This is a genomic window from Phenylobacterium sp., assembly GCF_965284355.1.
Classification (GTDB): Bacteria; Pseudomonadota; Alphaproteobacteria; order Caulobacterales; family Caulobacteraceae; genus Phenylobacterium.
Map to the genome: position 1 here is coordinate 2756127 of NZ_OZ260078.1, position 24029 is coordinate 2780155.

26 protein-coding genes are annotated in these 24029 nt (G+C 68.7%); 15 read left to right on the forward strand and 11 right to left on the reverse strand.

Features of this window, described 5'->3' with window-relative positions:
- Positions 1–4: 4 nt before the first annotated feature.
- The 6 genes from ACQ66R_RS13430 (at position 5) to ACQ66R_RS13455 (ending at position 5021) form a co-directional block, all read left to right on the forward strand.
- Positions 5–871: a VOC family protein gene (locus ACQ66R_RS13430; protein ID WP_430422739.1), complete on the forward strand. Its 867-nt coding sequence runs from the start codon at positions 5–7 to the stop codon at positions 869–871.
- Entirely contained in the window at positions 868–1788 is a 921-nt protein-coding gene (locus ACQ66R_RS13435) for a hypothetical protein (RefSeq protein WP_430422741.1), read from the forward strand. Before ACQ66R_RS13430 ends, ACQ66R_RS13435 begins: the two co-directional genes overlap by 4 nt.
- Positions 1788–2399, forward strand: coding sequence for a 3-isopropylmalate dehydratase small subunit (gene leuD, locus ACQ66R_RS13440; RefSeq protein ID WP_430422743.1), 612 nt, complete (start codon positions 1788–1790; stop codon positions 2397–2399). Before ACQ66R_RS13435 ends, leuD begins: the two co-directional genes overlap by 1 nt.
- Positions 2396–2698, forward strand: coding sequence for a putative quinol monooxygenase (locus tag ACQ66R_RS13445; RefSeq protein ID WP_430422745.1), 303 nt, complete (start codon positions 2396–2398; stop codon positions 2696–2698). Before leuD ends, ACQ66R_RS13445 begins: the two co-directional genes overlap by 4 nt.
- 14 nt (positions 2699–2712) lie before the next feature.
- Positions 2713–3774, forward strand: coding sequence for a 3-isopropylmalate dehydrogenase (gene leuB / locus ACQ66R_RS13450; RefSeq protein WP_430422747.1), 1062 nt, complete (start codon positions 2713–2715; stop codon positions 3772–3774).
- Between the two features lie 116 nt (positions 3775–3890).
- A complete protein-coding gene (locus ACQ66R_RS13455) occupies positions 3891–5021 on the forward strand; it encodes a helix-turn-helix domain-containing protein (protein WP_430421526.1) in 1131 nt (376 codons plus the stop codon).
- A 127-nt stretch (positions 5022–5148) separates the two neighbouring features.
- Here ACQ66R_RS13455 and ACQ66R_RS13460 read toward each other — a convergent pair whose 3' ends face one another.
- Positions 5149–6075 carry a bifunctional helix-turn-helix transcriptional regulator/GNAT family N-acetyltransferase gene (locus ACQ66R_RS13460; RefSeq protein WP_430422749.1) on the reverse strand — a complete coding sequence of 309 codons (927 nt, stop codon included), beginning with the start codon at positions 6073–6075 and terminating at the stop codon, positions 5149–5151.
- Positions 6076–6168: 93 nt separating this feature from the next.
- On the opposite strand from ACQ66R_RS13460, the gene ACQ66R_RS13465 reads away from it, so the two are divergent.
- Both ACQ66R_RS13465 and ACQ66R_RS13470 read left to right on the forward strand, forming a co-directional pair.
- On the forward strand, positions 6169–6546 hold the full coding sequence (locus ACQ66R_RS13465) for a hypothetical protein (RefSeq protein WP_293364838.1): 378 nt from the start codon (positions 6169–6171) through the stop codon (positions 6544–6546).
- A 58-nt stretch (positions 6547–6604) separates the two neighbouring features.
- Positions 6605–7018 carry an EVE domain-containing protein gene (locus ACQ66R_RS13470; RefSeq protein ID WP_430422751.1) on the forward strand — a complete coding sequence of 138 codons (414 nt, stop codon included), beginning with the start codon at positions 6605–6607 and terminating at the stop codon, positions 7016–7018.
- Positions 7019–7020: 2 nt separating this feature from the next.
- Here ACQ66R_RS13470 and ACQ66R_RS13475 read toward each other — a convergent pair whose 3' ends face one another.
- On the reverse strand, positions 7021–7404 hold the full coding sequence (locus ACQ66R_RS13475) for a PaaI family thioesterase (RefSeq protein WP_430422753.1): 384 nt from the start codon (positions 7402–7404) through the stop codon (positions 7021–7023).
- 198 nt (positions 7405–7602) lie between these two features.
- Between ACQ66R_RS13475 and ACQ66R_RS13480 the strand changes: the two genes are divergently transcribed.
- On the forward strand, positions 7603–8634 hold the full coding sequence (locus ACQ66R_RS13480) for an aspartate-semialdehyde dehydrogenase (RefSeq protein ID WP_430422755.1): 1032 nt from the start codon (positions 7603–7605) through the stop codon (positions 8632–8634).
- Between the two features lies 1 nt (position 8635).
- On the forward strand, positions 8636–9562 hold the full coding sequence (gene rarD / locus ACQ66R_RS13485) for an EamA family transporter RarD (RefSeq protein WP_430422757.1): 927 nt from the start codon (positions 8636–8638) through the stop codon (positions 9560–9562).
- A gap of 878 nt (positions 9563–10440) precedes the next feature.
- Here rarD and ACQ66R_RS13490 read toward each other — a convergent pair.
- From ACQ66R_RS13490 to ahcY, 3 genes are all read right to left on the reverse strand, one after another.
- Entirely contained in the window at positions 10441–11568 is a 1128-nt protein-coding gene (locus tag ACQ66R_RS13490; RefSeq protein WP_430422759.1) for a serine hydrolase domain-containing protein, read from the reverse strand.
- A gap of 91 nt (positions 11569–11659) precedes the next feature.
- The gene (locus ACQ66R_RS13495; RefSeq protein WP_430422761.1) at positions 11660–12538 is read right to left on the reverse strand and encodes a PfkB family carbohydrate kinase; all 879 of its coding nucleotides are present in this window, start codon (positions 12536–12538) and stop codon (positions 11660–11662) included.
- Positions 12539–12671: 133 nt separating this feature from the next.
- Positions 12672–14063: an adenosylhomocysteinase gene (gene ahcY, locus ACQ66R_RS13500; RefSeq protein ID WP_430422763.1), complete on the reverse strand. Its 1392-nt coding sequence runs from the start codon at positions 14061–14063 to the stop codon at positions 12672–12674.
- Between the two features lie 200 nt (positions 14064–14263).
- Here ahcY and bioB point away from each other — a divergent pair, with 200 nt between their 5' ends.
- The 4 genes from bioB to ACQ66R_RS13520 all read left to right on the forward strand — a co-directional run bounded on the left by bioB (position 14264) and on the right by ACQ66R_RS13520 (position 17382).
- Positions 14264–15271 (forward strand): biotin synthase BioB, encoded by a 1008-nt coding sequence (bioB, locus tag ACQ66R_RS13505; RefSeq protein ID WP_430422765.1) that lies wholly within the window; start codon positions 14264–14266, stop codon positions 15269–15271.
- A gap of 99 nt (positions 15272–15370) precedes the next feature.
- Positions 15371–16297 (forward strand): ABC transporter ATP-binding protein, encoded by a 927-nt coding sequence (locus tag ACQ66R_RS13510; RefSeq protein WP_430422767.1) that lies wholly within the window; start codon positions 15371–15373, stop codon positions 16295–16297.
- The gene (locus tag ACQ66R_RS13515) at positions 16294–17055 is read left to right on the forward strand and encodes an ABC transporter permease (protein WP_430422768.1); all 762 of its coding nucleotides are present in this window, start codon (positions 16294–16296) and stop codon (positions 17053–17055) included. Before ACQ66R_RS13510 ends, ACQ66R_RS13515 begins: the two co-directional genes overlap by 4 nt.
- A gap of 3 nt (positions 17056–17058) precedes the next feature.
- Positions 17059–17382, forward strand: coding sequence for a low molecular weight protein tyrosine phosphatase family protein (locus ACQ66R_RS13520; protein ID WP_430422769.1), 324 nt, complete (start codon positions 17059–17061; stop codon positions 17380–17382).
- 98 nt (positions 17383–17480) lie between these two features.
- Here the strand turns inward: ACQ66R_RS13520 and ACQ66R_RS13525 are convergent, their stop codons facing one another.
- The 5 genes from ACQ66R_RS13525 to ACQ66R_RS13545 form a co-directional block, all read right to left on the reverse strand.
- On the reverse strand, positions 17481–17756 hold the full coding sequence (locus tag ACQ66R_RS13525) for an HPr family phosphocarrier protein (protein WP_430426297.1): 276 nt from the start codon (positions 17754–17756) through the stop codon (positions 17481–17483).
- Entirely contained in the window at positions 17757–18161 is a 405-nt protein-coding gene (locus tag ACQ66R_RS13530) for a PTS sugar transporter subunit IIA (RefSeq protein WP_430422771.1), read from the reverse strand.
- Positions 18162–18224: 63 nt separating this feature from the next.
- Entirely contained in the window at positions 18225–18659 is a 435-nt protein-coding gene (locus tag ACQ66R_RS13535; protein WP_430422772.1) for an HPr kinase/phosphorylase, read from the reverse strand.
- On the reverse strand, positions 18656–20308 hold the full coding sequence (locus tag ACQ66R_RS13540) for a stimulus-sensing domain-containing protein (RefSeq protein ID WP_430422773.1): 1653 nt from the start codon (positions 20306–20308) through the stop codon (positions 18656–18658). The genes ACQ66R_RS13535 and ACQ66R_RS13540 overlap by 4 nt, the downstream gene beginning before the upstream one ends.
- Positions 20277–20996, reverse strand: a complete 720-nt coding sequence (locus ACQ66R_RS13545; protein WP_293364853.1) for a response regulator transcription factor — start codon at positions 20994–20996, stop codon at positions 20277–20279. The genes ACQ66R_RS13540 and ACQ66R_RS13545 overlap by 32 nt, the downstream gene beginning before the upstream one ends.
- A gap of 147 nt (positions 20997–21143) precedes the next feature.
- Here ACQ66R_RS13545 and ACQ66R_RS13550 point away from each other — a divergent pair, with 147 nt between their 5' ends.
- The gene (locus ACQ66R_RS13550) at positions 21144–22856 is read left to right on the forward strand and encodes a hypothetical protein (RefSeq protein WP_430422776.1); all 1713 of its coding nucleotides are present in this window, start codon (positions 21144–21146) and stop codon (positions 22854–22856) included.
- A gap of 6 nt (positions 22857–22862) precedes the next feature.
- Here the strand turns inward: ACQ66R_RS13550 and pseC are convergent, their stop codons facing one another.
- A complete protein-coding gene (pseC, locus tag ACQ66R_RS13555) occupies positions 22863–24014 on the reverse strand; it encodes a UDP-4-amino-4,6-dideoxy-N-acetyl-beta-L-altrosamine transaminase (RefSeq protein ID WP_430422778.1) in 1152 nt (383 codons plus the stop codon).
- Positions 24015–24029: the final 15 nt, after the last annotated feature.

The following is a 24029-nucleotide window of genomic DNA, read 5'->3' on the forward strand; positions in this document are numbered from 1 at the left end:
GCGAATGATCACCGCTCTCGACCACGTCGCCCTCGTCGTCCGCGACCTCGACGCCGCCGTCGACGGCTACACGCGCATGCTGGGCGTCGCGCCGAACTGGATCGGCCGCGGCGGCGGCGTGCGCCAGGCCTGGTTCCAGTTTCCGAACATGGCCCTGGACGTGATCGCGCCTGAGGGCGAGGGCGCGTTCGCCGACGGCATGCGCGCCCATCTGGACGCCAGGGGCGAGGGGCAATGGGCGGTGGCGTTCACAGCCGAGAACATTGAGGCGTTCGCCACCCTGCTGACCCGCCGCGGTCTTCCGACCACGACGCCGGCGCCCGTCAGCACCACGGCCGACGACGGCCGCACGCGCACCTGGCTGGGCGCCAACATCTCGGCCAAGTCCACGGGGGGCCTGCAGTATCTGCTGATTGCTCCGCCCACCGACGGCGCGTGGCCGCTGTCGGAACCGACCGGCCCCGGTCCGATCGCCAAGCTGGACCACGTGGTCGTCACCAGCGGCAACGTCGACCGCGCGCTGGGCGTCTACGGCGCCAAGCTGGGCCTCGACCTGCGCCTCGACCGCGAGAACCCGCAGTGGAACGCGCGCCAGCTGTTCTTCCGCTGCGGCGACGCCGTCTTCGAGATGGCCGCCAAGGTGGGCGAGCCCGACCTGGAGGCGCTTGCCAAGCCCGACCGCTGGGGCGGCCTGGCCTGGCGAGTCACCGATCCCGACGCCGCCCAGGCCCGCATCGCCGCCGCCGGCTTCAACGTCTCGGAAGTCCGCGCGGGCCGAAAGCCGGGCACCAAGGTCTTCACCGTCCGCGACGCGCCCGCCGGCGTGCCCACGATCATGATGAGCGCCGAACCCAGGCTGGAAACCGCGTGAAGGCTCTGGGCCTCGCCATTGCGCTGGCCGTCGCGCCCGCTGCCGCCTGGGCGGTCGACCTTCCGGTGAAGCTCGGGGGCGGCGCGACCTGGATCCAGACCAGCATCCACACGCGGACGGACGTCCGTGACGGCGCCACCCGCGCCACGACCGCCACCAGCGTGATCAAGGCCACCTACCGCAAGGACGGCGACGCCGGCACGCTGCGCCAGGAGTTCGTGTCGTTTGATATCGAGGGTATCGGCGGCGAGCAGCGCAAGGCGCTCACGACGCAGGCCGGGATGATCTATCCGGCGGTGCTGGACGTGGACGAGGCGTTGCTGCCGACGCGGGTGCGCGACTGGGATCGGATACGCGAACTGATCTTCAAGGCCGCTGCGGCCGCAGGCCCGCAGGATCCCCGCGTGGTCGAGGGCATGCGGGCGATGTTCGGCGGCATGACGGATGCGCAGGCCGCCACGCTGTTCCGCGAGCAGGGCCTCGTCGCCCTGGGCCAGGGCACAGACCTGGAGATCGGGACGGCGCGCACCTACGACAGCGAGGTCCCCAACACCATGGGTGGTCCGCCGATCAAGGCGTCGGGCGCCTTCCGCCTCGAGTCGATCGACAAGGCCAAGGGCGTGGCGCGGGTGACATGGTCGCAGACGCCCGATCCGGCCTCGCTGGCCGCCAGCCTCAAGATCTCGATCGACGCGATGCTCGCCCGGGTGGCGCCGGACAAGCAGGAAGAGGCCAGGGCGCAGTTCGCGACCATGACGATGCAGCGCGAGGAGGGCTGCCGCTACGAGATCGACATCAAGACCGGTCTCGCCACGACGACCGACTGCACCGTCGAGATCAAGACCGGCCTCAAAGGCCAACTGGCGCAGCGCACGGAGCGCTGGGTCATCACCCAAACCCCGCCGGAATACCCCTGATGGAAGCCTTCACCCGTCTCGACGCCGCCGCGGCCCCGCTGCCGCTGGCCAACATCGACACCGACCAGATCATCCCGAAGCAGTTCCTCAAGACGGTGGAGCGGGCGGGGCTGGCCAAGGGCCTGTTCTACGACTTCCGCTTCGACGAGCAGGGCGTGGAGAAGCCCGACTTCGTGCTGAACCAGCCGGCCTACAAGAACGCGGGCGTCCTGATCACCGGCGACAACTTCGGCTGCGGATCGTCGCGCGAGCATGCGCCGTGGGCGCTGATGGACTTCGGCATCAAGGCGGTGGTGGCGACCAGCTTCGCCGACATCTTCTACAACAACTGCTTCCAGAACGGCCTGCTGCCCGTGGTGCTCAAGGCCGAGCAGGTGGCCCAGCTGATGGACGAGGCCCGCGGCGGCAATCACGTGGTCTCGATCGACCTGGAGACCCAGACCGTGACCTCGCCTTCGGGCGCCGTGTTCAGCTTCGAGATCGACCCCCAGCGCAAGCAGAAGATGCTCCAGGGCCTGGACGCCATCGGCGAGACGCTGCAGGCCGCCGGCTCCATCGACACCTACGAGATGAAGCGCGCGCTGAGCCAGCCGTGGCTGGAGGGCGCGTGACCATCATCATCGCCGGCACGGTCCGCGTCCCGCCCGAGAATGCCCAGGCGCTGCTGCCGCACATGGAACGCCAGCTGGCGGCCAGCCGGGCCGAGGACGGCTGCGTCACCTATTCCTACGGCTTCGATGTCGAGGACCCCGGCCTGATCCGAGTGTTCGAGGTCTGGCGCGACCAGGCCGCCGTGGACGCCCACTTCAAGGCGCCGCATCTGCCCGTCTGGCGGGCCGCCGGCGCCGAGCTTGGGGTTTTCGATCGCAGGCTCAGCCTGTACGAGGTCGCCTCCGAGCGCGCCCTCTAGCTTCAGGACTTCCCATGACCGACCTCCTCCTCCTGCCCGGCGACGGGATCGGGCCGGAAGTGACCGCGCAGGTGCGCCGCGTGGCCGAGGCGCTGACGCCAGATCTGACCCTGGACGAGCGCCCCTTCGGCGGGACCAGCTACGACCAGCTGGGGACGCCGCTGGCCGATGGGACGCTGGCCGCCGCGAAGGCGTCGCGCGCGGTGCTGATGGGCGCCGTCGGCGGGCCGCAGTGGGCCGGGGTTCCGCGCGACAAGCGCCCCGAGGCGGGGCTCCTGAACCTGCGCGCCGGCATGAACGTCTTCGCCAACCTGCGCCCGGCGCTGTGCTTCGGCCCGCTGGCCGACGCCTCCAGCCTGAAGCGGGAGCTGGTGGAAGGCCTCGACTTCATGTTCGTCCGCGAGCTGACGGGCGGCATCTACTTCGGCAAGCCGCGCTACATCGAGGACCTGCCCGGGGGCGGCAAGCGGGCCGTGGACACCCAGGTCTACACCACCGCCGAGATCGAGCGCGTGTCGCGCGTGGCCTTCGAGCTGGCCCGCGGCCGGCGCAACAAGGTGGCCAGCGCCGAGAAGTCGAACGTGATGGATTCCGGCCTGCTCTGGCGCGAGGTCGTCACCGACCTGCACAAGCGCGAGTACGCCGACGTCGAGCTGACCCACATCCTGGCCGACAACGCCGCGATGCAGATCGTGAAGGCGCCCAAGCAGTTCGACGTGCTGCTGACGGACAACCTGTTCGGCGACATCCTGTCGGACGCCGCGGCCCAGCTGACCGGCTCGCTGGGCATGCTGCCCTCGGCGGCGCTGGGCGAGCCGGGGACGCCGGGCCTCTACGAGCCAATCCACGGCTCGGCGCCCGACATCGCGGGCCAGGGCGTGGCCAATCCCCTGGCGGCGATCCTGTCGTTCGAGATGGCGCTGCGCTGGTCGCTGGATCGCGCTGCCGACGCGGACCGGCTGTTCGCGGCGGTGAACACGGCGCTGGAGGCCGGCGCCCGCACGCGCGACCTGGGCGGGACGCTGTCGACCGTGGAAATGGGCGACGCGGTGCTGAAGGCGCTCTCCCTCCCTTGATGGGGAGGGACAGGCCGCTGTCCTGCCCGGATAGAGAGGTGACAGACCAGCCCGGATAGAGGGGTAACAGTTCTCGCTTTGGGGGCTGTGCGATGCCGTGGCTTGAGGCGTTCGCGATGGATCAGCGTCTTCGGTTTGTGGGTGAGTGTCTGGCGGGCGAGGCTTCGATGACGGAGCTTTGCGAGGCGTACGGGATTAGCCGGCGCGTGGGCTACAAGTGGCTGGGTCGGTATGCGGCGGAGGGTCCGGCGGGGCTGGCGGATCGCTCGCATGCGCCGTTGAGGCATGGCCGCTCGACGTCGCCGGAGTTGGCTGAGAAGATCGTGGAGTTGCGGCGGGCGCGGCCGCACTGGGGGCCGCGCAAGATCGTGGCGCGGCTGGAAGCGCTGCATCCGGACCTGGCGTGGCCTTCGCACTCGACGGCCGACGAGATCCTGCGCAAGGCGGGGCTGGTGAAGGGCCGGCGGCTTCGGCGGCGGGCGCCGGTGCGGGCTGGAGCGCTGGTGACGCCGGAGCGGCCCAATCAGGTGTGGGCGGTGGATCACAAGGGTTGGGTGCGACTGGGCGACGGGTCGCGCTGCGAGCCGCTGACGCTGGCGGACGCCTACAGCCGCTTCCTGCTGACGGTCTCGGCCGGCGGCGGGACGTCGGCGGCCGAGGCGCGGCCGGTGATGGAGCGGGCCTTCCGCACCTATGGTCTGCCGCAGGTGATCCGCTCCGACAACGGCCCGCCCTTCGCCACCGCCAGCCCCACGGGCCTCTCGGCGCTGTCGGTCTGGTGGATCAAGCTGGGCATCCAGCCCGAGCGCATCCTTCCTGGCCGGCCGCAGGAGAACGGTCGCCTGGAGCGCCTGCATCTCACCCTGCTCGAGACGCTCTCGCCGCCGGCCGCCGATCGAAAGGCTCAGGCCCGGCGCTTCGCCGCCTTCCGCGCGGAGTACAATCACGACCGGCCTCATCAGGCGCTCGACCAGCTCACCCCCGCCCGGTTCTACAGCCCCTCGCCCCGGCCCATGCCCCGCCGCCTTCCGGAGCCCGAGTACGGATCAGACCTCGCGGTCCGCAAGGTGCGCACCACCGGCGAGATCAAGTGGCGCGGCGAACTCGTCCAGATCAGCCACGCCCTCGCCGGCGAGGGCGTGGCTATCGAGGAGATCGACCACGGCTGGCGCGTCTGGTTCTACCGCCAACCCATCGGCCTCATCGATCCACACGGCCGCAAACTGTTACCTATCCAACCGGGCTAATCTGTTACCCATCAATCCGCTAGACACCGCGAAGCGGCCAGGGTGAGGGAGTGTCGATCCTCCCCACCCTCTGAGTTCTGGCCCCGACTTCCTCACCCTGGCCGCTGGCGCGGCCTGTCCCTCCCCATCAAGGGAGGGATAGCCGCCAGGTCTCGGACACCTCGGGCTTGCCGAAGTCGTCGTGCACCCAGGTCTTCTCCAGTTCGAAGCCCCGGGCCGCGTAGATCGCCCGCGCGGCGGTCAGCACCTCGTGGGTCCAGAGCACGATCTCGCGGTAGCCCGTCTCGCGGGCAAAGCTGATGCATTCGTCCACCAGCCGCTGGCCCAGCTTCTCGCCGCGCGCGGCAGCCTCGACCATCAGCAGGCGCAGGCGCGCCACGCCCGGCTCGGCGTCCTTGACGATGAACACCGATCCCACGCGCTCGCCGCCGCGCTCGGCGATCCAGCAGCGCTCCATCTCGGGGTCGAAGTTGTCGAGGAAGTCGGCGCAGATCCGCGCCGTCACCGCCTCGATCTTCGGCGCCCAGCCGTAGGTGACGCCGTAGAACACGCCATGGCGCTCGGTGACCCAGCCCATGTCGCCGGTCTGGTGGCCGCGCAGCACGATCGGCGGCTTGTCTGTTCGTGGCTGCATCAGGGTCTGGGCGGTGTCGAGCGCGCCCGCCAGCCGCGCCTTGTCGGGCGCCGAAAGCCCGCCGATCAACTCGTGGACGCGGTCGATGGTCCGGGCGTTCAGGTCGGCGAAGTAGGCCTGGCCGCGCGGTGTCAGGCGGAGCGTGACGCTGCGCCCGTCGCTGTTCGAGCGCCGACGTTCCAGCATCCCGTCGCGCTCCAGCTTCGACATCATCCGGCTCAGATAGCCGGCGTCCAGGTCCAGCGCGGCGGCGATGGCGGACGGCGTGACCATCTCGCCGTGGCTGATCTCGTACATCACCCGGTTCTCGGCCAGGGTGTAGGGCCCACCGAGATAGCCGCGCTCCAGCACGCCGATGGCGCGCGTGTAGAAGCGGCTGAAGCGCCGGACGGCGGCGACGGTGTCGAGGGCTTCGCTCATGTCTCCAATGCACGGCAATTGATTGACTGAGTCAACTATATCCAGATCTGGCCGGGTAGGCTGGCGTTAAGCGACTTGCGGCAGACTGGGGCCGTGATCGAGGATCAGGACGAGTCCGCGCCCAAGAAGCCGCACCGCCGCGCCGGCGACGCGGACGTGCTGGCGCTCGCCGAAAGCCTGCTGCTCACCATCCAGAACACCTTCGACCGCGGCGACCTCGAGGTCTTCAAGACGGTGGTCGAGAGCTATCCCGACGTGGGCCGCGATGGCGCGGGCGACGTGGTGGCCAGCCTGATCGGCCTGCTGGACGATTTCCTCGACCAGGAGACCTGCGATCGCATGGCCATCGCGGTGCATATGCGCGCCTGGCGCTTCATGGTCAGCCGCAAGCCCGACAAGGCCGAGCGGACGCGCATCCTCAAAGGCCTGAGCGATGTGCGCGACGTCTACGCGACGGCCGGCGCCGCCTGACCCGTTGACGCCCGTGCGCCGGGCCCCACATCGTGGGGCCAAGCCCGGAGGAAGCCCCGTGTCGTCATCGTACTGGCTCGTGAAGTCCGAGCCGTCCACCTACAGCTACGCCGACCTGGAACGCGACGGGAAGACCGTATGGGACGGCGTGCGCAACTTCACGGCCCGTGGCCACCTCAACGAGATGAAGGTGGGCGACCCGGTGTTCTTCTACCATTCACAGGACGGCAAGGCGGTCGTCGCCATCGCCGAGGTGTCCCGGGAGGCCTTCCCCGACGCCAGCGATGAAACCGGCCGCTTCGTGGCGGTCGAACTGAAGCCCAAGCGGGCCTTGAAGTCCCAGGTCACGCTGGAGGCCATGAAAGCCAACCCGGCGCTGGCCGACCTGAAGATGATCCGCCAGGGCCGCCTGTCGGTCTCGCCGGTCACGCCGGACGAGTGGCGGGCGATCCTGAAGATGGCCGGGGAATAGGCTCAGCCCGGGAAGATCGTCATCTGGGTCTGGATCACCAGGGCCAGCAGCTTGCCGTCGGCGTTGGTGATGCGGGTCTGCCAGACCGACGAGCGGCGGCCCACGTGCAGCGGCGTGGCCTCGCCCTCGAGGGTCGAGCCCACCGGGGCGCCGCCCAGGAAGTTGGTCTTGCTTTCCAGGGTCGTCGTTCGCGCGCCGTCGGCCAGGTTCATCACCGCGCCGGTCGCGCCCAGGGCGTCGGCGAAGGCCATGTACGCGCCGCCGTGGCAGATGCCGCCCGCGGTGCAGAGGTCCTCGCGCACGACCATGCGGCCGCGCACGCGGTCCTTCGTCCGCTCCAGAACCTCGACGCCCATCAGGTCGGAAAACGGCATGCCGGTGGTCATGGATGAATCCTCCTCGCGTCGCGGACGGTTTAGGCGCCGCGCCCGCACATGGCCATGACCCCATAGGTCATAGACGTCATGCAGCCGGCGTCCGCGAGCCGTTCGAGAGCCAATCTGATGAGGTCTTGAGGATCGCTCGGTTGCACTGCGGGACGGCAGGGCGTAACGGGACGCTCCCCAAGTTTTAGGAGACGACCGATGGGTTATCGGGTCGCCGTCGTGGGCGCCACGGGCAACGTGGGCCGCGAGATGCTGAACATCCTCGAGGAAGTGAACTTCCCCGTCGACAAGATCCACGCGATCGCGTCGCGCCGCTCCATCGGCGTCGAGGTCTCGTTCGGCGAGAAGATCATCAAGTGCGAGGACGTGGAGCAGTTCGACTTCTCCACCGTCGATCTCGTGCTGATGAGCGTGTCCGGCAGCTTCTCCAAGGAATGGTCGCCGAAGATCGGCGCCGCCGGCCCCATCGTCATCGACAACTCGTCGGCCTGGCGGATGGACCCCGACGTGCCGCTGGTGGTGCCGGAAGTGAACCCCGACGACGTCGAGTGGGCCAACAAGAAGAACATCATCGCCAACCCCAACTGCTCGACCGCCCAACTGGTGGTGGCGCTGAAGCCGCTGCACGACCTGGCCAAGATCAAGCGCGTGGTTGTGTCGACCTACCAGTCGGTGTCGGGCGCCGGCAAAGAGGGCATGGACGAGCTGTGGGACCAGACCAAGGGCGTCTTCGTACTGGGCGCCCCGCCGCCCAAGAAGTTCCCCAAGCAGATCGCCTTCAACGTCATCCCCTTCATCGGCGCGTTCAACGAGGACGGCTACACCGACGAAGAAGCCAAGATGTGGAACGAGACCCACAAGATGATCGACCCGGCGATCAAGCTGACGGTCACATGCGTGCGCGTGCCCGTCATGGTGGGCCACTCCGAGTCGGTGAACATCGAGTTCCACAATCCGATCGACGAAGACGAGGCCCGCGACCTCCTGCGCGAGAGCCCCGGCCTGAACGTGATCGATAAGCGCGACTCCACCGGCTACATCACGCCGAAGGAGGCCCAGGGCGAGTTCCCGGTCTACGTCAGCCGCATCCGCAAGGACCCGACGGTCGACCACGGCCTGAACCTCTGGGTGGTCGCCGACAACCTGCGCAAGGGCGCGGCCCTCAACGCCGTCCAGATCGCCGAGCTGCTCCACGCCCGCGGCCTGATCAAGCAAAAGGCGCTCGCCTAGGATGTCTCCGGTGTCGGCGCCCGGCGGAGACAACCGCCTGGCGCTCGGCGCGGGGCTCTCCTGCTATCTCATCTGGGGCTTCGTGCCCCTGGTCTTCCAGGCCATCGGCGCGCTGGGCGTCGGGCCATGGGAGATCCTGGCCCACCGCATCGTCTGGAGCATCCCGACGGCGGCGCTGTTCGTCTGGCTGGCCCGGCAGGGCCCGCAGGCGATGGCGGTGCTGCGCCAGCCCAGGACTCTGGCCTGGCTGTTTCTGTCGTCGCTGCTGATCGCCACGAACTGGGTGGTCTTCATCTGGGCCGTGACGTCGGGCCGGCTGCTGGAGAGCAGCCTCGGCTACTACATCAACCCGCTGGTCAGCATGGCCGCCGGCGCGCTGCTCTTCCGCGAGCGGATCGACCGGATCGGCATGGCCGCCATCGCGCTGGCCCTGGTCGGCGTGACCGTCCAGGCCATTGCCCTCGGGCATCTGCCCTGGGTGTCGCTGGTGCTGGCCTTCAGCTTCGGCGGCTATGGCGTGGTGCGCAAACAGGTCGCGGCCGACGCCCAGACCGGCTTCCTGGTCGAGACCCTGCTCGTGGGGCTGGTGGCCGCAGGCTACATCGCCTGGCAGGCGGGCCAGCCGGGCGCGAGCCACTTCTCCGATCCGGTCACCGCGGCCTGGCTGATCGCCTGCGGCCCGATCACGGCGATCCCGCTGGTGCTGTTCTCCTGGGCCGCGCGTCGCGTGCCGCTGTCGGTGATGGGCTTCATGCAGTTCCTCTCGCCCACCATCAGCTTCTTCATCGGCCTGTTGCAGGGCGAAGCCTTCACGCCGTTGCGCGCCCTGTCGTTCGCCTTCATCTGGGGCGGGGCGGCCGTATTCCTGTACGGCGCATGGCGCCGGTCGCGGGTCATCCAGGCGCAGATCGACGCGGCGACCCAGTAGAACCTCTTCCCTCCCTTGATGGGGAGGGACGAGCCGCGTCAGCGGCCAGGGTGAGGGAGTGTCGATCCTCCCCGACCCCACAGTTCTGACCTCTACCGCCTCACCCTGATCGCTCCGCGATCTGTCCCTCCCCATCAAGGGAGGGAGGGGCCATGCGCAAACGCATAGCGATCAGGCGAATTCGCTGATCTGTGCAGTGTTCAGATGCTGGTAGATAGAGGTTGTCCACACGGACGGCCCCGCTCCCCCGGGGCTCCCCACCAGAACCTGAAGGACCACGCTCATGACCCTCTCGCAAATCGAACGCCAAGCCGACCGCCTCGCCCCCGTCGCCCTGCTGGTCATCGGCCTGTTCACGGCCTTCGCGACCGCCGGCCTCGGCATCTGAACCCCGTCCGATCTCGACCTTCGGACAAGGGCCCTTCGGGGCCCTTTTTCGTTTTCCCTCCCCGCCGTGGAAGGAGATGCGCAAACGCATAGCCGTCAGGCGAAATCGCTGATCTATGCAGTGTTCAGATAGTGCTAGAACCAGCTTGTCCAAACGGACACCCCCGCTCCCCCGGGGGCCACCAAGACCAAGGACCACACCAATGACCTTCGCCCGCTTCGAAGCCTCCTTCGACCGTTTCGCCCCGATGTTCCTGATGGCGCTGGGCCTGTTCGCCGCCGTCTCGACCGCCGGCCTCGGCATCTGATCTCACGTCCGACCCAGACCATTCGGACGAGGGCCCTTCGGGGCCCTTTTTCGTTTTCCCTCCCTTGATGGGGAGGGACAGGCCGCGCCAGCGGCCAGGGTGAGGGAGTGGCGATCCTCACCGACCTCAGCACTTAGGCCCACACCGCCTCACCCTGATCGCTTCGCGATCTGTCCCTCCCCATCAAGGGAGGGAAGCGTAGGCCGCTTCGATCAGCCGCTTCGGCCGCGTGTCACCCATCAGGGCCACGCCCTGTTTGTTCATTGTGTAGGCCCCGCCCAGCCGCCGCTCGGGATCGGCGAAGGCGCACGATCCGCCCCATCCCGAATGACCGAAGCTCTGCGTCCCCGGCCCCCAGGGGAAGTTGATCTCATTCCTCATGAACCCCGCGGCCCAGCTCATCACATAGGGCAGAACCAGATCCTGGCCGCGGATGCGCTCGCGGCTGGCCTCGGCGATCAGGGCCGGCGACAGGATCTCGCCGCCGTCCAGCCAGCCGTCGTTGGCCAGCGCGCCCATCAGCTTGGCGAAAGCCTCGGCGGTGGCGTAGCCGTTGGTGGACGGCACCTCCATGCGCCGGTAGTCGGCCCCCGCCTTGCCGGCCGCCGACGACCAGGGCGCCAGGAAGGCTGCCCGCGTCGCGTCGTTGATCTCGCCGAAGTCGGGCAGCGCGCTGGGCCGCACCAGTTCCGCCACGCGATGTTCGTGTTCGGCGGGCAGCCCCACCCAGAGGTCCAGGCCGAATGGGCCGCCGATGTCCTCGCGGAACGCCGTGCCGATGGTGCGTCCGTCGACGCGGCGGAAGATCTCGCCGGCGACATAGCCCACCGTCACGGGGTGATACCCACTGGCGCTGCCCGGCGGCCACATCGGCGCCATGGCGGCCAGACGCGTGCAGATCGCGTCCCAGTCGACCCAGAGGCCGGGGTCCATCGGCTCGGGGAAGCCCGGCAGGCCCGCCTGATGCGAGATCGCCTGCTCGATGGTCACCGCGCTCTTCCCGGCCTGGGCGAACTCGGGCCAGACGCTGGCGACGGTCTGGCCGTAGTCCAGCCGCCCAGCGTCCACCAGCCGCGCGATCATCAGGGCCGACACCGACTTGGTGGTCGAGAACACCGGGACCAGCGTGTCCTCGCCGAAGGGGACGGTCCGCTTGCGATCGGACCAGCCGCCCATCAGGTCCAGCACCACCTCGCCGTCCTCGACGAGGGTGAAGCGGGCGCCCAGCTCGTCTCCGGCCTCGAACGCCCGGGCGAAGACGTCCTTGACGCCCGCGAACCGGGCGGGCGCGAAACCTGTGATGTCGACCATGAACCTGGACCGTGGGCCGTTCTGCGAAGCCGCGTTGTCCCGGCATATACCGTTCCACGGCCGACACGACAGCCGCCGATGCGCGGCGCCGTCAGAGGACCAGGGTCCGGACCTCGACGTCGGGGTTCGCCAGCCGGTCGGCGATGCCGACGATGGGCAACTCGGTGGCGCGCCAGGCGCGGGCGGCTTCGACCGCCATCCGGGCCGCACGCGCCGCGCGGTGGGCGGCGTCGCGAGGCGCCAGGCCCTCGACGAGGCCGGCGCCGAAGCTGGCCGTGACCAGGTCTCCGGTGCCGTTGGGGGCGCTCTCCTGACGTGGATGCGCGAACAGCACCGCCTGGTCGGCGTCGACATACAGCAGGCCGATCTCGCCGGGATCGGCCGGCGCCGAGGTGATCAGCGCCGGCCGGCCCAACGCGCGGGCGGCGTCTCTCGCCTGGGCCAGCGTCTCGACCGGCCTGTCGGTCAGGAAGCCCAGCTCCCACAGGTTGGGCGTGATCCAGTCGGCGAGGGGCACGAGCCGCTCCTCGACCTGCTCGGCCACCTCGTATTTCACGTAGAGGCCCTTGGGTGCGTCGCCCAGGATCGGATCGACGATGACCAGCGGGCGCTTGGCCCCGCCGTTCTGGCCCGTCCGCTCGGCGTCCCGGACCCGCTCGATGACCCCGGCGGCGATCTCCACCTGCTCGGGGTCGGAGAAGTGCCCGGTGATGATCAGGTCGACCATGCCGAACAGCGCGTCGGCCTCGATGTCGCCCAGCATGCGCCGGAAGACGTCGGGCTGTGTGATCTCGCCCTTGCCGCCCCGGGCCGGCGTGCGGCCGAACATCACCGTGGGCGCCAGCACCGGATCGATCTTGTGCGCGGCCAGCACATACTGCTGCGCCGCCCCGCCGATCCGCGAGGCCGCGACGAACGATGAGAGGATCAGGGCGAGCGGCACAGCCTTCGGCCCTAGCTCAGATAACATGGCGCTGCCAGAAGATTTCTACTGGGGATGGTAAACGTGGCCGCGATTTCCACCACCAGTGGTGGCGTCGCGAGACGCAAAAAGGGGCGGGCCTTGCGGCGCCGCCCCTCGTCGTTCCGGCGATGCGGTTCGCCTAGTAGCGATAGTGCTCGGGCTTGAACGGGCCCTGCTGGGTCACGCCGATGTAGTCGGCCTGCTCCTTGGACAGCGTCGTCAGCTGGGCGCCCAGCTTCTCGAGGTGGAGCATCGCCACCTTCTCGTCGAGGTGCTTGGGCAGCGTGTAGACGCGCTTCTCGTACTTCGCGCCGTTCACCCACAGCTCGATCTGGGCCAGCGTCTGGTTGGTGAAGGACGCGCTCATCACGAACGACGGGTGGCCCGTGGCGTTGCCCAGGTTCACCAGACGGCCTTCCGACAGCACGATGATCTTCTTGCCGTCCGGGAATTCCACGTGGTGGACCTGCGGCTTGATCTCGTCCCACTTGAAGTTGCGCAGGCCGGCGATCTGAATTTCCGAGTCGAAGTGGCCGATGTTGCAGACGATGGCGTTGTTCTTCATCGCCCGCATGTGGTCGACGGTGAGCACGTCCTTGTTGCCGGTGGCCGTGCAGAAGATGTCGCCCTTGTCGGCGGCATAGTCCATCGTCACGACCTCATAGCCTTCCATCGCCGCCTGCAGGGCGCAGATCGGGTCGATTTCCGTGACCATGACGCGCGCGCCGCCGTTGCGGAGCGAGGCGGCCGAGCCCTTGCCCACGTCGCCGTAGCCCAGGACCACGGCCACCTTGCCGGCCAGCATCACGTCGGTGCCGCGGCGGATGGCGTCCACCAGGCTCTCGCGGCAGCCGTAGAGGTTGTCGAACTTCGACTTGGTGACGCTGTCATTGACGTTGATGGCCGTGAACGGCAGCTCGCCGCGCTCGTGCATCTGGTACAGGCGGTGCACGCCCGTGGTGGTCTCTTCCGACACGCCCTTACAGGCGTCGCGGATGGCCGAGTAGAAGCCGGGCTTTTCCTTGAGGTAGCGCTTCATCACCGCATAGAGCGCTTCTTCTTCCTCGTTCTGCGGGTTGTTCAGGACCGACGGGTCCTTCTCGGCCTTGGGGCCCAGCACGCAGAGCAGGGTGGCGTCGCCGCCGTCGTCCAGGATCAGGTTCGGATAGCCGCCGTCGTGCCACTCGAAGATCTTGTGGGCGTACTCCCAGTACTCGACCAGCGTCTCGCCCTTGATGGCGAACACCGGCGTGCCCTTGGCCGCGATGGCGGCGGCGGCGTGGTCCTGGGTCGAGAAGATGTTGCACGACGCCCAGCGGACCTCGGCGCCCAGCGCCTGCAGGGTCTCGATGAGCACGGCGGTCTGGATGGTCATGTGAAGCGAGCCGGCGATGCGGGCGCCCTTCAGAGGCTGGGCCTTGCCGAACTCGGCGCGCGTGGCCATCAGGCCCGGCATCTCGGTTTCGGCGATCTCGATCTCTTTGCGGCCCCAGTCGGCCAGCGAGAGGTCTTTCACGACAAAGTCGGTCATTTCATTTCCTGCGATCGGCGGAATTCGTTGGCGGCCCTATAGCCGGAGGCGACCTCTGTAGCAACCAACACATAAAGAAATCCTTATGCGACCATTAACGCCGCGGTGGTGACGTAAGGGAAAGGCGGATTGCCCGCCCCGGCGTGACCGTCGTATCCGGGCGCCCCCAAAAAGCTCCCCCAAGTCCCCCGGAGTCCCGCATGAACGCCCCCGTCCGCATCGCCGATCTGGCGACCCCCCGACATGACTGGACGCGGGAGGAGGTGGAGGCGCTGTTCGAGCTGCCGTTCACCGAACTGGTGTTCCGCGCCGCCGAGGTCCACCGGCGCTGGTTCGACCCCACCGAGCTGCAGCTTTCTCAGCTGTTGTCGGTGAAGACCGGCGGCTGTCCCGAGAACTGCGGCTATTGCAGCCAGTCGCAGCACTTCAAGACCGCCACGACGGCCTCGAAGCTGATGGACGCCGACGCCGTGATCGCCCAGGCCGCCGAGGCCAAGGCGGGCGGCGCGCAGCGCTTCTGCATGGGCGCCGCCTGGCGCGACCTGAAGGACCGCGATCTGCCGAAGGTCGCCGCCATGATCTCGGGCGTGAAGGCGCTGGGGCTCGAGACCTGCGCCACGCTGGGCATGCTGACCCCCGATCAGGCCCGGGCGCTCAAGGCCGCGGGCCTCGACTACTACAACCACAACCTCGACACCGGCCCGGACTACTACGACCAGGTGGTCACCACGCGGACCTACCAGGACCGCCTCGACACCCTGGCCGCCGTCCGCGACGCCGGCATGTCCACCTGCTGCGGCGGCATCGTCGGCATGGGCGAGAGCCGCCGCGACCGCGCGGGCCTGCTGCACCAGCTGGCCATCCTGCCCAGCCACCCCGAGAGCCTGCCGATCAACGACCTGATGCCCATACCTGGCACGCCGCTCGGCGCGTCGGACCCGGTCGACCCGCTGGAGTTCGTCCGCATGATCGCCGTGGCCCGGCTGGTCTGCCCCAAGTCGATGGTTCGCATCGCCGCCGGCCGCGAGCACATGAGCAACGAGCTGCAGGCCCTGTGCTTCCTCGCCGGCGCGAACTCGATCTTCGTCGGCGCCCGCCTGCTCACCACCGACAACCCCGGCCGCAACAAGGACGACGCTCTGCTGGCCGACCTGAAGATGAAGCCGATGGCGTCCCGCCCTATCGCGGGGCGCGACGCGCCCTGCTGACAAAGGCGGGCAATGTGGTGCGATAGATCGTCCGTTGTCGGACGGTGACTAGCTCCGCCGTCCTCCGGGCCCTATCTGGTTGGCCCCAAGGGAGAGCGCGTGCAGCCGATCATTTCCATCCAGGGCCTGGCGAAGACCTACGCCGGCGGTTTCCAGGCCCTGAAGGGCGTCGACCTCGAGATCCGGAAGGGCGAGATCTTCGCCCTCCTCGGGCCGAACGGCGCCGGCAAGACCACTCTGATCGGCATCGTCTGCGGCCTGGTCCGGATGACCGACGGGCGCGTGATCGCCGACGGACACGACATCCAGAAGGACTACCGCGCCGCGCGGATGAAGATCGGCCTGGTCCCGCAGGAGATCTCCACCGACGCCTTCGAGAAGGTCTGGGACACGGTCAAGTTCAGCCGCGGCCTGTTCGGCAAGGCCCCGAATGACGCCCACCTGGAGAAGGTGCTGAAGGACCTCAGCCTCTGGGACAAGCGCAACGAGAAGATCATGGCGCTCTCGGGCGGCATGAAGCGCCGGGTGATGATCGCCAAGGCGCTGAGCCACGAGCCCACGATCCTGTTCCTGGACGAACCCACCGCCGGCGTCGACGTCGAGCTGCGGCGCGACATGTGGGAGATGGTCCGGGGCCTGCGCGAGCAGGGCGTCACCATCATCCTGACCACCCACTACATCGAGGAAGCCGAGGAGATGGCCGACCGGATCGGGGTGATCTCGAACGGCGAGCTGATCCTGGTCGAGGACAAGGACGTCCTCATGCGCAAGCTGGGCAAGAAGCAGCTGACCCTGCAACTGCAGGAGCCGCTGACGGCCATCCCCGCGGGCCTGGAAGCCTATCCGCTGGAGCTGGCCGCCGAGGGCGCCGAGCTGGTCTACACCTTCGACGCCCAGGCCGAGACCACCGGCATCGCCGAGCTGATGAAGCGCCTCGCCGAACGCGGCGTCGACTTCAAGGACCTCCGCACCCAGGAGAGCTCGCTGGAAGACATCTTCGTCAGCCTGGTGAGGGCCCGCGCATGAACCTGCACGCCGTCCGCGCCATCTACCTCTTCGAGATGCACCGCTGGGTCCGGACCATCGTCCAGAGCGTGGCCGCCCCGGTGATCACCACCTCGCTCTACTTCATCGTCTTCGGCGCCGCGATCGGCAGCCGGATGCCAGAGATCAACGGGGTCAGCTACGGCGCCTTCATCGTGCCGGGCCTGCTGATGCTGTCGATCCTGACCGAGAGCATCTCCAACGGCTCGTTCGGCATCTACATGCCGAAGTTCGCAGGGACGATTTACGAGGTGCTGAGCGCGCCCGTCTCGGCCGGGGAAGTGGTGATCGGCTATGTGGGCGCGGCCGCCACCAAGTCGGTGATCCTGGGCCTGATCATCCTGGCCACGGCGCGGATCTTCGTGCCGTTCGAGATCAACCATCCGTTCGTCATGGCGGCGTTCCTCGTGCTGACCTCGGTCACCTTCGCCCTGTTCGGCTTCCTGACCGGCATCTGGGCCGACGGGTGGGAGAAGCTCTCGATCATGCCGACGCTGGTGGTGACGCCGCTCGCGTTCCTGGGCGGCAGCTTCTACTCTATCGACATGCTGCCGGGGACCTGGCGCACGATCGCCCTGTTCAACCCCGTGGTCTATCTGGTCTCAGGCTTCCGCTGGAGCTTCTACGGCGTGTCGGATGTGGGCGTGGGCGTCAGCCTGGCGGCGACGCTGGGCTTCCTGGCCCTGTGCCTGGCCGCGGTCACGGTGATCTTCCGGACCGGCTGGCGGCTGAAGACCTGACCTGTGAAGAACGTTCTCTTCGTCTGCAGCCAGAACCGCCTGCGCAGCCCAACGGCCGAGCAGGTGTTCGCGGACCGGGAAGGCGTCGAAGTGCTGTCCGCAGGGCTCGACAACAGCTGTGGCAACCCCGTTACGCCTGAGCTCGTCGAGTGGGCCGACATCATCTTCGTGATGGAGCAGTCTCACCGGAACAAGCTCGGGAAGAGATTTCGCGAGTCGCTGTCGTCGCAGCGCGTCATCGTGCTGGGGATCCCGGACGACTACGAGTTCATGGACCCGGAGTTGGTGCGCCTCCTGGAGGCGCGCGTACCGCGCTTCCTGCCCTAGGCGTCCCCCGCTTCAGACGTCGGGTCTGGTCGTGACTTCCCCACCCTGACCGCTTCGCGGTCTGTCCCTCCCCGGCGGGCAGGGAAAAGGGTGCGCCCCTACTCGTCTTCCTCGAATCGGGCCTGGACCAGTTCGACCAGCGCCTGGACGGCTTCCTCGGCCTGATCGCCCTCGGCCTCGATGGCGATGGAGCACCCTGGCGAGGCGGCCAGCATCATCAGGCCCATGATCGAGCGGGCGTCGACGGTCTGCCCGTCCTTCGAGACCCTCACCTCGGCGTCGAAGGTGGCGGCGAGTTTCACGAACTTGGCGGACGCCCGCGCATGCAGGCCGCGCTTGTTGATGATCTCGACGGTCTGGTTGGCGGGGGTCAGCTATTTTTCTCCGGCCAGGACGTAGGAGGCCACGGAGATGTACTTTCGCCCGGCTTCCTGCGCCGCGGCAACCGCCTCTTCGAGGGTGAAGCGCGTGCGCACGCTGGCCAGCTTGATGAGCATGGGCAGGTTCAGGCCGGCGATCACCTCGGCCTTGGTCTGCTCCATGACCGAGATCGCCAGGTTGGACGGGGTGCCGCCGAACATGTCGGTGAGCAGGACGACGCCCGAGCCGGTCTCGACGCGGCCACACGCGGCCAGGATATCCTGACGGCGCCGCTCCATGTCGTCTTCGGGACCGATGCAGATCGCTTCGACCGCAGCCTGCGGCCCCACGACGTGCTCCATCGCGTAGACGAACTCTTGCGCCAGCCGGCCGTGCGTGACGATCACGAGGCCGATCATGCCTGACAATCCAAGGGGTATCCCCACCCGCGAACACACGCCTGATCAGGGGCGCGAGCGGAGCTAGATACGCCTCTTGTGCGCCGCGTCAAAGGACTCCATCGCGCGGCTTAGTTTCGCAGGCGCGGAGGTTTCGAATGGGTCTACCGACAGTAGTGGCACGTCGAGCCCAAGGATCGCTTCGGTTGCGGAATCGGGCATCCGTTCGGGCGCGGCCAGCCGAGCCAGCATCGTGATCTCGCAGAACGCCAGGGCCGCCACCGGCGTCACGCCCACCCCCCGCACCTCGAGCAGGCCATGCAGCACCTCGGGGGCGCGGCCATACAGCCGGCCGGCGTCGACCCAGACCTGCACACGGTCGTCGGCTACGAGGCGGAAGCCGTGGTCCAGCGCCCGCAGCGCCAGGTCGCTCTTGCCCGCGCCGGACGGGCCCTCGATCAGCACGCCGCGCCAGAGACCCCCGACGCGCCGCGCGATCAGCCCGGCGTGCCGGATCACGGCAGCGCCGGCAGCGTCAGCGTGAACATGGCGCCCAGCACCTTGCCCTCGGCGCCCGTGCGGTTCTCGGCGCGCAACGTGCCGTCGTGGGCGGCGGCGATCTGGCGGGCGATCGACAGTCCGAGGCCCGAGTTGCCCCCGAACGCCGCGCCCTTGGGCCGCGAGGTGTAGAAGCGCTCGAACACGGTCTCGAGATTCTCGGGCGGGATGCCGGGGCCGTCGTCCGAAACGGTCACGATCGCCTCGCCCTTCATCCGCACGAGTCCGACCGTAACCACGCCGCCCGGCGGGCTGAACGAGCGGGCGTTGTCGATCAGGTTGCGCACGATCTGGCTCAGCGGCCCTTCGCGGCCCAACACCCGCGAGGCCTCGACCCCCTGGTGCGGGACGAAGGCCACCTGGACCTCACCGTCGCGCGCGGTGGCCTGGTAGAGGCTGACGATGTCGCTGATCAGCCGTCCCAGGTCGATCGGCTTGGGCTGGTCGCGCGACAGCTCGGCGTCCAGGCGCGAGGCGTTCGAGATATCGGTGACCAGCCGGTCCAGCCTCTGGACGTCGTTCTTCAGCACGTTCATCAGCCGCTCGCGCGCCGTCGGATCGCTGACGATGTCCAGGGTCTCGACCGCCGAGCGCAGCGACGTCAGCGGATTGCGGATTTCGTGCGCGACGTCGGCGGCAAAGGCCTCGATGGCGTCCATCCGCTCGCTCAGCGCCTGGGTCATGTCCTCGAGGCTGCGGGTCAGGTCGCCCACCTCGTCGTCGCGCTTGGCCAGATCGGGCAGCGAGATGGCCCGCGCCCGGGCCTGGCGCACCCGGTCGGCCGCGCGGGCCAGCCGCAGGACAGGCTGGGCCACCAGGCTGTTCAGCAGCAGCGACGAGGCCACCGTGACCAGAACGGCGATCAGGATGAACGGGATCAGCGCCCGGCGCTCCTGGCCGATGATGGCGTCGACGTCGCTGGCCTCCAGCGTCACCACGCCCAGCACCGCGCGCACGTGCTGGATCGGGATCGAGACCGAGACCACGCGCTTGCCGCGGTCGCCGCGGCGCATGCCCGACTGGGGGCGTCCCTGCAGCGCGGCCTTCACCTCGCTCTGCAGCGCCGCCTGCACCTCGTGACGCGTGGGGGGCGTGGCCCGGGGCATCAGCTGGAATCCGGGACCGTTGTCGGCGCGGTCGCGGGCGGGCGGCAGGTCGCGCTGCTCGACCTCGTCGGCCATCCACTCGCTGTCGGCGACCAGCCGGCCCTCGGCGTCGAACAGGCGCGCCCGCTGGGCCCGCGGGTTGGACAGGGTCTGCAGCAGTTCGGTCGCCAGGGCGGCGTCCATCTGCGGCGTGGGTTCCCCCACCGTTGCGGCCTGGTTCAGGATCGAGGCGATCAGCTCGCCCTGCGTCGACAGGCTGTCGATGCGGGCGTTGACCAGCCCCTGGCGCACCTCGTTCAGGACCAGCGCGCCCACGACGAGGATCGCCAGGCCCAGCAGGTTGAGGGCCAGGATCAGCCGCCCCAGCCGCGACCCCGGCAGACCCCGATAGCGGCGACGGGCCGCGCGCTTTTCCAGCGCGACCCGCTCCAAGCTTGGCCGATCAGGGCTCAGCCGGTCCGGCGCCTGCGGATCAGGACTCGCGGTATCGGTAGCCGACGCCATAGAGGGTTTCGATCGCGTCGAACTCAGGATCCACCTCGCGGAACTTCTTCCGCATGCGCTTGATGTGGCTGTCGATGGTGCGGTCATCGACATAGACCTGATCGTCGTAGGCCGCGTCCATCAGGTTGTCGCGGCTCTTCACGAACCCCGGCCGCTGGGCCAGCGACTGCAGCAGCAGGAACTCGGTGACGGTCAGCTTGACCGGCTTGCCTTCCCACAGGCTTTCGTGGCGGGCCGGGTCCAGGGTCAGCTTGCCGCGCTTCAGGGCGCGGGCCGCGACGTCGGCGGCCGCCAGCGAGGGCCCGGCCACATCGTCGGTCTCGCCGCGGCCGGAGCGGCGCAGCACGGCCTTCACCCGCTCGATCAGCAGGCGCTGACTGAAGGGCTTGTGCATGTAGTCGTCGGCCCCGAGATTGAAGCCGAGGATCTCGTCGATCTCTTCGTCCTTCGACGTCAGGATGATTACCGGGATGTCCGAGGTGCGGCGCAGGCGGCGCAGCACTTCCATGCCGTCCATGCGCGGCATCTTCACGTCCAGGATCGCCACGTCCGGCGGGTCGTTCTCCAGCGCCGCCAGGCCCGAGGCCCCATCGTAGTAGGCCTTCACGGTGTGGCCGTGGCTCTCGAGGGCCAGGCTGACCGACGTGACGATGTTTTCGTCATCGTCGACGAGGGTGATCTTCGCCATCTGAGGTCGGGTTCTCCTTGGAGCGTTATGCGCGAGCGTATTGAGCCTTCACCGTGGCCTCAATGGGGCCGCTGCGCCGCCAAACAAAGTCAACTTAGCCTTAAGCTTATTCATCGAACGTCGCTCTCTTCTCGCGGGGGTGAGACAATGGACGGCTACCGGGTGCATTTCGAGGTCTACATCCGCAAGATTCCGGGCGGACCGTGGGTGCTCGATCTTGCCACCGAGAATCGCGCCGCGGCCATCCAGCATGCTGAGGAACTGATGAAGGAGGGCCGGGTTGCGGCCGCCCGTATCAGCAAGGAAACGTTCGACGAAGAAACCCGCGAGTTCCAGACGGTCATCATCCAGAAGTTCGGCCAGGCCGACACCGTCGCCAAGGCGCGTCCGAAGGAGGAGCCGCAGCCGCTCTGCGTAACGCCGCAGGACCTTTATACGCTCCACGCCCGCGAGCGGATCGGGCGGCTGCTGGAGGGCTGGCTCGAGCGCAACAACGCAACGCCCTTCGAACTGCTGCACCGGCCCGACCTGGTCGAAAAGCTTGAGGCGTCGGGCATCGACCTGCAGCACGCGATCCAGAAGATCGCCGTGCCCGAGGCGCACGCCCGCAACATGTCGGTGCATGAGCTGATCCGGGTGTTCCAGGCCCTGATCGAACGCGCCGTCGAGCGTCTCATGAAGGACTCGCGAAAGGGCAACCTGCCCAACCTCGACAAGGAAGGCTTCGCGGCCGCGGCCGAGCGGCTCGCCGGGGACCCCGAGCGCGGTTACCTCCTGGGCGCCGGCGTCGCGGCGTCGATCGCGCCCGCCGGCACGTGGTCCGACAAGGTGGACCGGCTGCTCGACCTCGCGGACGCGGCGCCGGCCAAGGGGCCTGGCCGAGGCGCGGCCCTGTCCACCATTCAGCAGCCCCTGGCCGAGATCCTAGAAGCCAAGCCGGGCATGACCGACGTTCTCGGGAAGGGCGAGGACCTCGGGGCCAATCTGGCCGCCATGACCCGCCTCGCAGCCTACGACTCGGTCGAGGCGCTCATGCGCGTCGAGAAGTCGGTGCAGAAGATCATGCCCGAGCTGTCCGAGCTGGCGATGCGCCTGGCGCATTGGCTGTCGGGCGACACCTTCCAGGACACCCGCGCCGCCATCGGTCGCCGCATCCTGAGGGAACTTGCCGGCCCCCGGCGGCTGTGCCCTGGCGACGCCGAACGCGAGATCGACGTGCTGCGCGCTCTGGCCATGTCTCTGACCGCCGCCGCAGGCAAGCTGCTGCCTCTGGAAGAGGTCCAGTCGGTCTTCACCGTCCGCTCCAAGATGCTGGTGACCGGCGACTTCGTCGAAGCCTATCTGGGCCAGGGCCAGACCGCGCACGCCGAGGCCGAGGCCCTGATCTGGCTGACCGAGAACATCATCGGCGCGGCGAACAAGCGTCAGGCCGCCGGTTGGATCAAGGCCATCGTGGCGTCGCTGCGCTTCGAAAAGGAAATGACCAACGGCGACGAGAACCCCGCGGCCCGGCTGGCGCAACTGGCTGCCCTGCATCGGTCGATCGGGCGTTGCGGCCTGGTGCCCGGCGACTTCGAGCCGATCCAGGAGAAGCTGGGCGACATCGGCGGCGAGGTCGAGAGCCGCTCCAAGTTCACCGCCCTCGTGGCGCGTGCGAACGCGCCGCTGATGCACCGGCTGGTGATGCTGCTGAGGCTGGCCGCCGGCGAGGCGGCCCCGATCGGCCCGGCCGCCAATCGCGCCCGGAACGAGGCCATCCGCCTCTTCCGTCAGGACGAAACGCGCGCCGCGCTCGCCGCGTCCCCCGAGCACATGGCTCAGGTCCGCACCCTGATCCAGCAGGCGGGGATGGCGGCTTAGGGGCTCCTACAGCCCCAGTACATCCTTCAACGCCGCCGCGACCGTCGCCACGTCGCCGTCTTCCATCCCGGGATACAGAGGCAGCGACAGGCAGCGCGCGTACCAGGCCTCGGCGCCGGGCAGGTCCAGCTCGCCATAGAGCTTGCGATAGTAGGGTTGGCGGTGGACCGGGATGTAGTGGACCTGGGTTCCGACCCCGCGGGCCTTCAGCGCCTCGACCACGTCGCGGCGGCTCTTGCCGACGGCTTCGAAGTCGATCAGCGCCACCATCAGGTGCAGGACCGGGTCGCTCCAGGCCGGCTGGTCGGCGATGCGCACCACAGGCGCCAGCGGCGCCAGGGCCTCCGCATAGGCCGCGCCCAGCGCGCGGCGCCGCGCGGCGAACCGCGGCAGCTTCTTCAGCTGCGACAGGCCCAGGGCGCAGAGGATGTCGGGCAGGCGATAGTTGAAGCCTGGCTCGGGCATCTCGTACCACCACGGCTCACAGCCCTCGGGTCGAACCATGCCGTGCGAGCGCAGGACCTTCAGCCGCGCCGCGATGGCCGGGTCGTTGGTGGTGATCATGCCGCCTTCGCCGGTGGCGATGGTCTTCACGGGGTGGAACGAGAAGGTGGCCATGGCCGAGTGACGCACGTCGCCCACGTTCTCCGCCGTGTTGCCGAACGTCATGGTCGTGCCCAGCGCATGCGGCGCGTCCTCGACCAGCACGGCGCCGGCGTCCCGCGCCAGCGCCTCGAGCCCCGGCAGGTCGCACGCATCGCCGCGCAGGTGCACGGGCAGGACGGCCCGCAGCCGGCGCTCGCCGACCCGCGCGATCGCCTGCGCCAGGGTCTCCGGCGTCATCAGGCCGGTGTCGGGATCGACGTCGGCGAACACCACGTCGGCGCCGACGTAGCGGGCGCAGTTGGCGGTCGCCAGGAAGGTGATCGAGGGCGCAATGACTGCCTCGCGCGGCTTCACGTCCAACGCCATCATCGCCAGGTGCAGCGCCGCGGTGCCGTTGGAGCAGGCCACGGCGTGACGCGCGCCCACGGTCTCGGCGAACGCGACTTCGAAGGCCTCGACGGTGGGGCCCGTCGTCAGGAAATCGGCCTTCAGCGCCTCGGCGACCGCGGCGATGTCGTCGTCCTCGATGGTCTGTCGGCCGTAGGGCAGCATGGCCAAGTCCTTGCC

Excerpts from the sequence above, each read along its gene's own strand:
- ACQ66R_RS13430 (WP_430422739.1), top strand. The coding sequence starts at position 5 with ATGATCACCGCTCTCGACCACGTCGCCCTCGTCGTCCGCGACCTCGAC.
- leuD (WP_430422743.1), top strand. The coding sequence starts at position 1,788 with ATGGAAGCCTTCACCCGTCTCGACGCCGCCGCGGCCCCGCTGCCGCTG.
- leuB (WP_430422747.1), top strand. The coding sequence starts at position 2,713 with ATGACCGACCTCCTCCTCCTGCCCGGCGACGGGATCGGGCCGGAAGTG.
- ACQ66R_RS13455 (WP_430421526.1), top strand. The coding sequence starts at position 3,891 with ATGGATCAGCGTCTTCGGTTTGTGGGTGAGTGTCTGGCGGGCGAGGCT.
- ACQ66R_RS13460 (WP_430422749.1), bottom strand. The coding sequence starts at position 6,075 with ATGAGCGAAGCCCTCGACACCGTCGCCGCCGTCCGGCGCTTCAGCCGC.
- ACQ66R_RS13475 (WP_430422753.1), bottom strand. The coding sequence starts at position 7,404 with ATGACCACCGGCATGCCGTTTTCCGACCTGATGGGCGTCGAGGTTCTG.
- ACQ66R_RS13480 (WP_430422755.1), top strand. The coding sequence starts at position 7,603 with ATGGGTTATCGGGTCGCCGTCGTGGGCGCCACGGGCAACGTGGGCCGC.
- rarD (WP_430422757.1), top strand. The coding sequence starts at position 8,636 with ATGTCTCCGGTGTCGGCGCCCGGCGGAGACAACCGCCTGGCGCTCGGC.
- ACQ66R_RS13490 (WP_430422759.1), bottom strand. The coding sequence starts at position 11,568 with ATGGTCGACATCACAGGTTTCGCGCCCGCCCGGTTCGCGGGCGTCAAG.
- ACQ66R_RS13495 (WP_430422761.1), bottom strand. The coding sequence starts at position 12,538 with ATGTTATCTGAGCTAGGGCCGAAGGCTGTGCCGCTCGCCCTGATCCTC.
- ahcY (WP_430422763.1), bottom strand. The coding sequence starts at position 14,063 with ATGACCGACTTTGTCGTGAAAGACCTCTCGCTGGCCGACTGGGGCCGC.
- bioB (WP_430422765.1), top strand. The coding sequence starts at position 14,264 with ATGAACGCCCCCGTCCGCATCGCCGATCTGGCGACCCCCCGACATGAC.
- ACQ66R_RS13515 (WP_430422768.1), top strand. The coding sequence starts at position 16,294 with ATGAACCTGCACGCCGTCCGCGCCATCTACCTCTTCGAGATGCACCGC.
- ACQ66R_RS13530 (WP_430422771.1), bottom strand. The coding sequence starts at position 18,161 with ATGATCGGCCTCGTGATCGTCACGCACGGCCGGCTGGCGCAAGAGTTC.
- ACQ66R_RS13540 (WP_430422773.1), bottom strand. The coding sequence starts at position 20,308 with ATGGCGTCGGCTACCGATACCGCGAGTCCTGATCCGCAGGCGCCGGAC.
- ACQ66R_RS13545 (WP_293364853.1), bottom strand. The coding sequence starts at position 20,996 with ATGGCGAAGATCACCCTCGTCGACGATGACGAAAACATCGTCACGTCG.
- ACQ66R_RS13550 (WP_430422776.1), top strand. The coding sequence starts at position 21,144 with ATGGACGGCTACCGGGTGCATTTCGAGGTCTACATCCGCAAGATTCCG.
- pseC (WP_430422778.1), bottom strand. The coding sequence starts at position 24,014 with ATGCTGCCCTACGGCCGACAGACCATCGAGGACGACGACATCGCCGCG.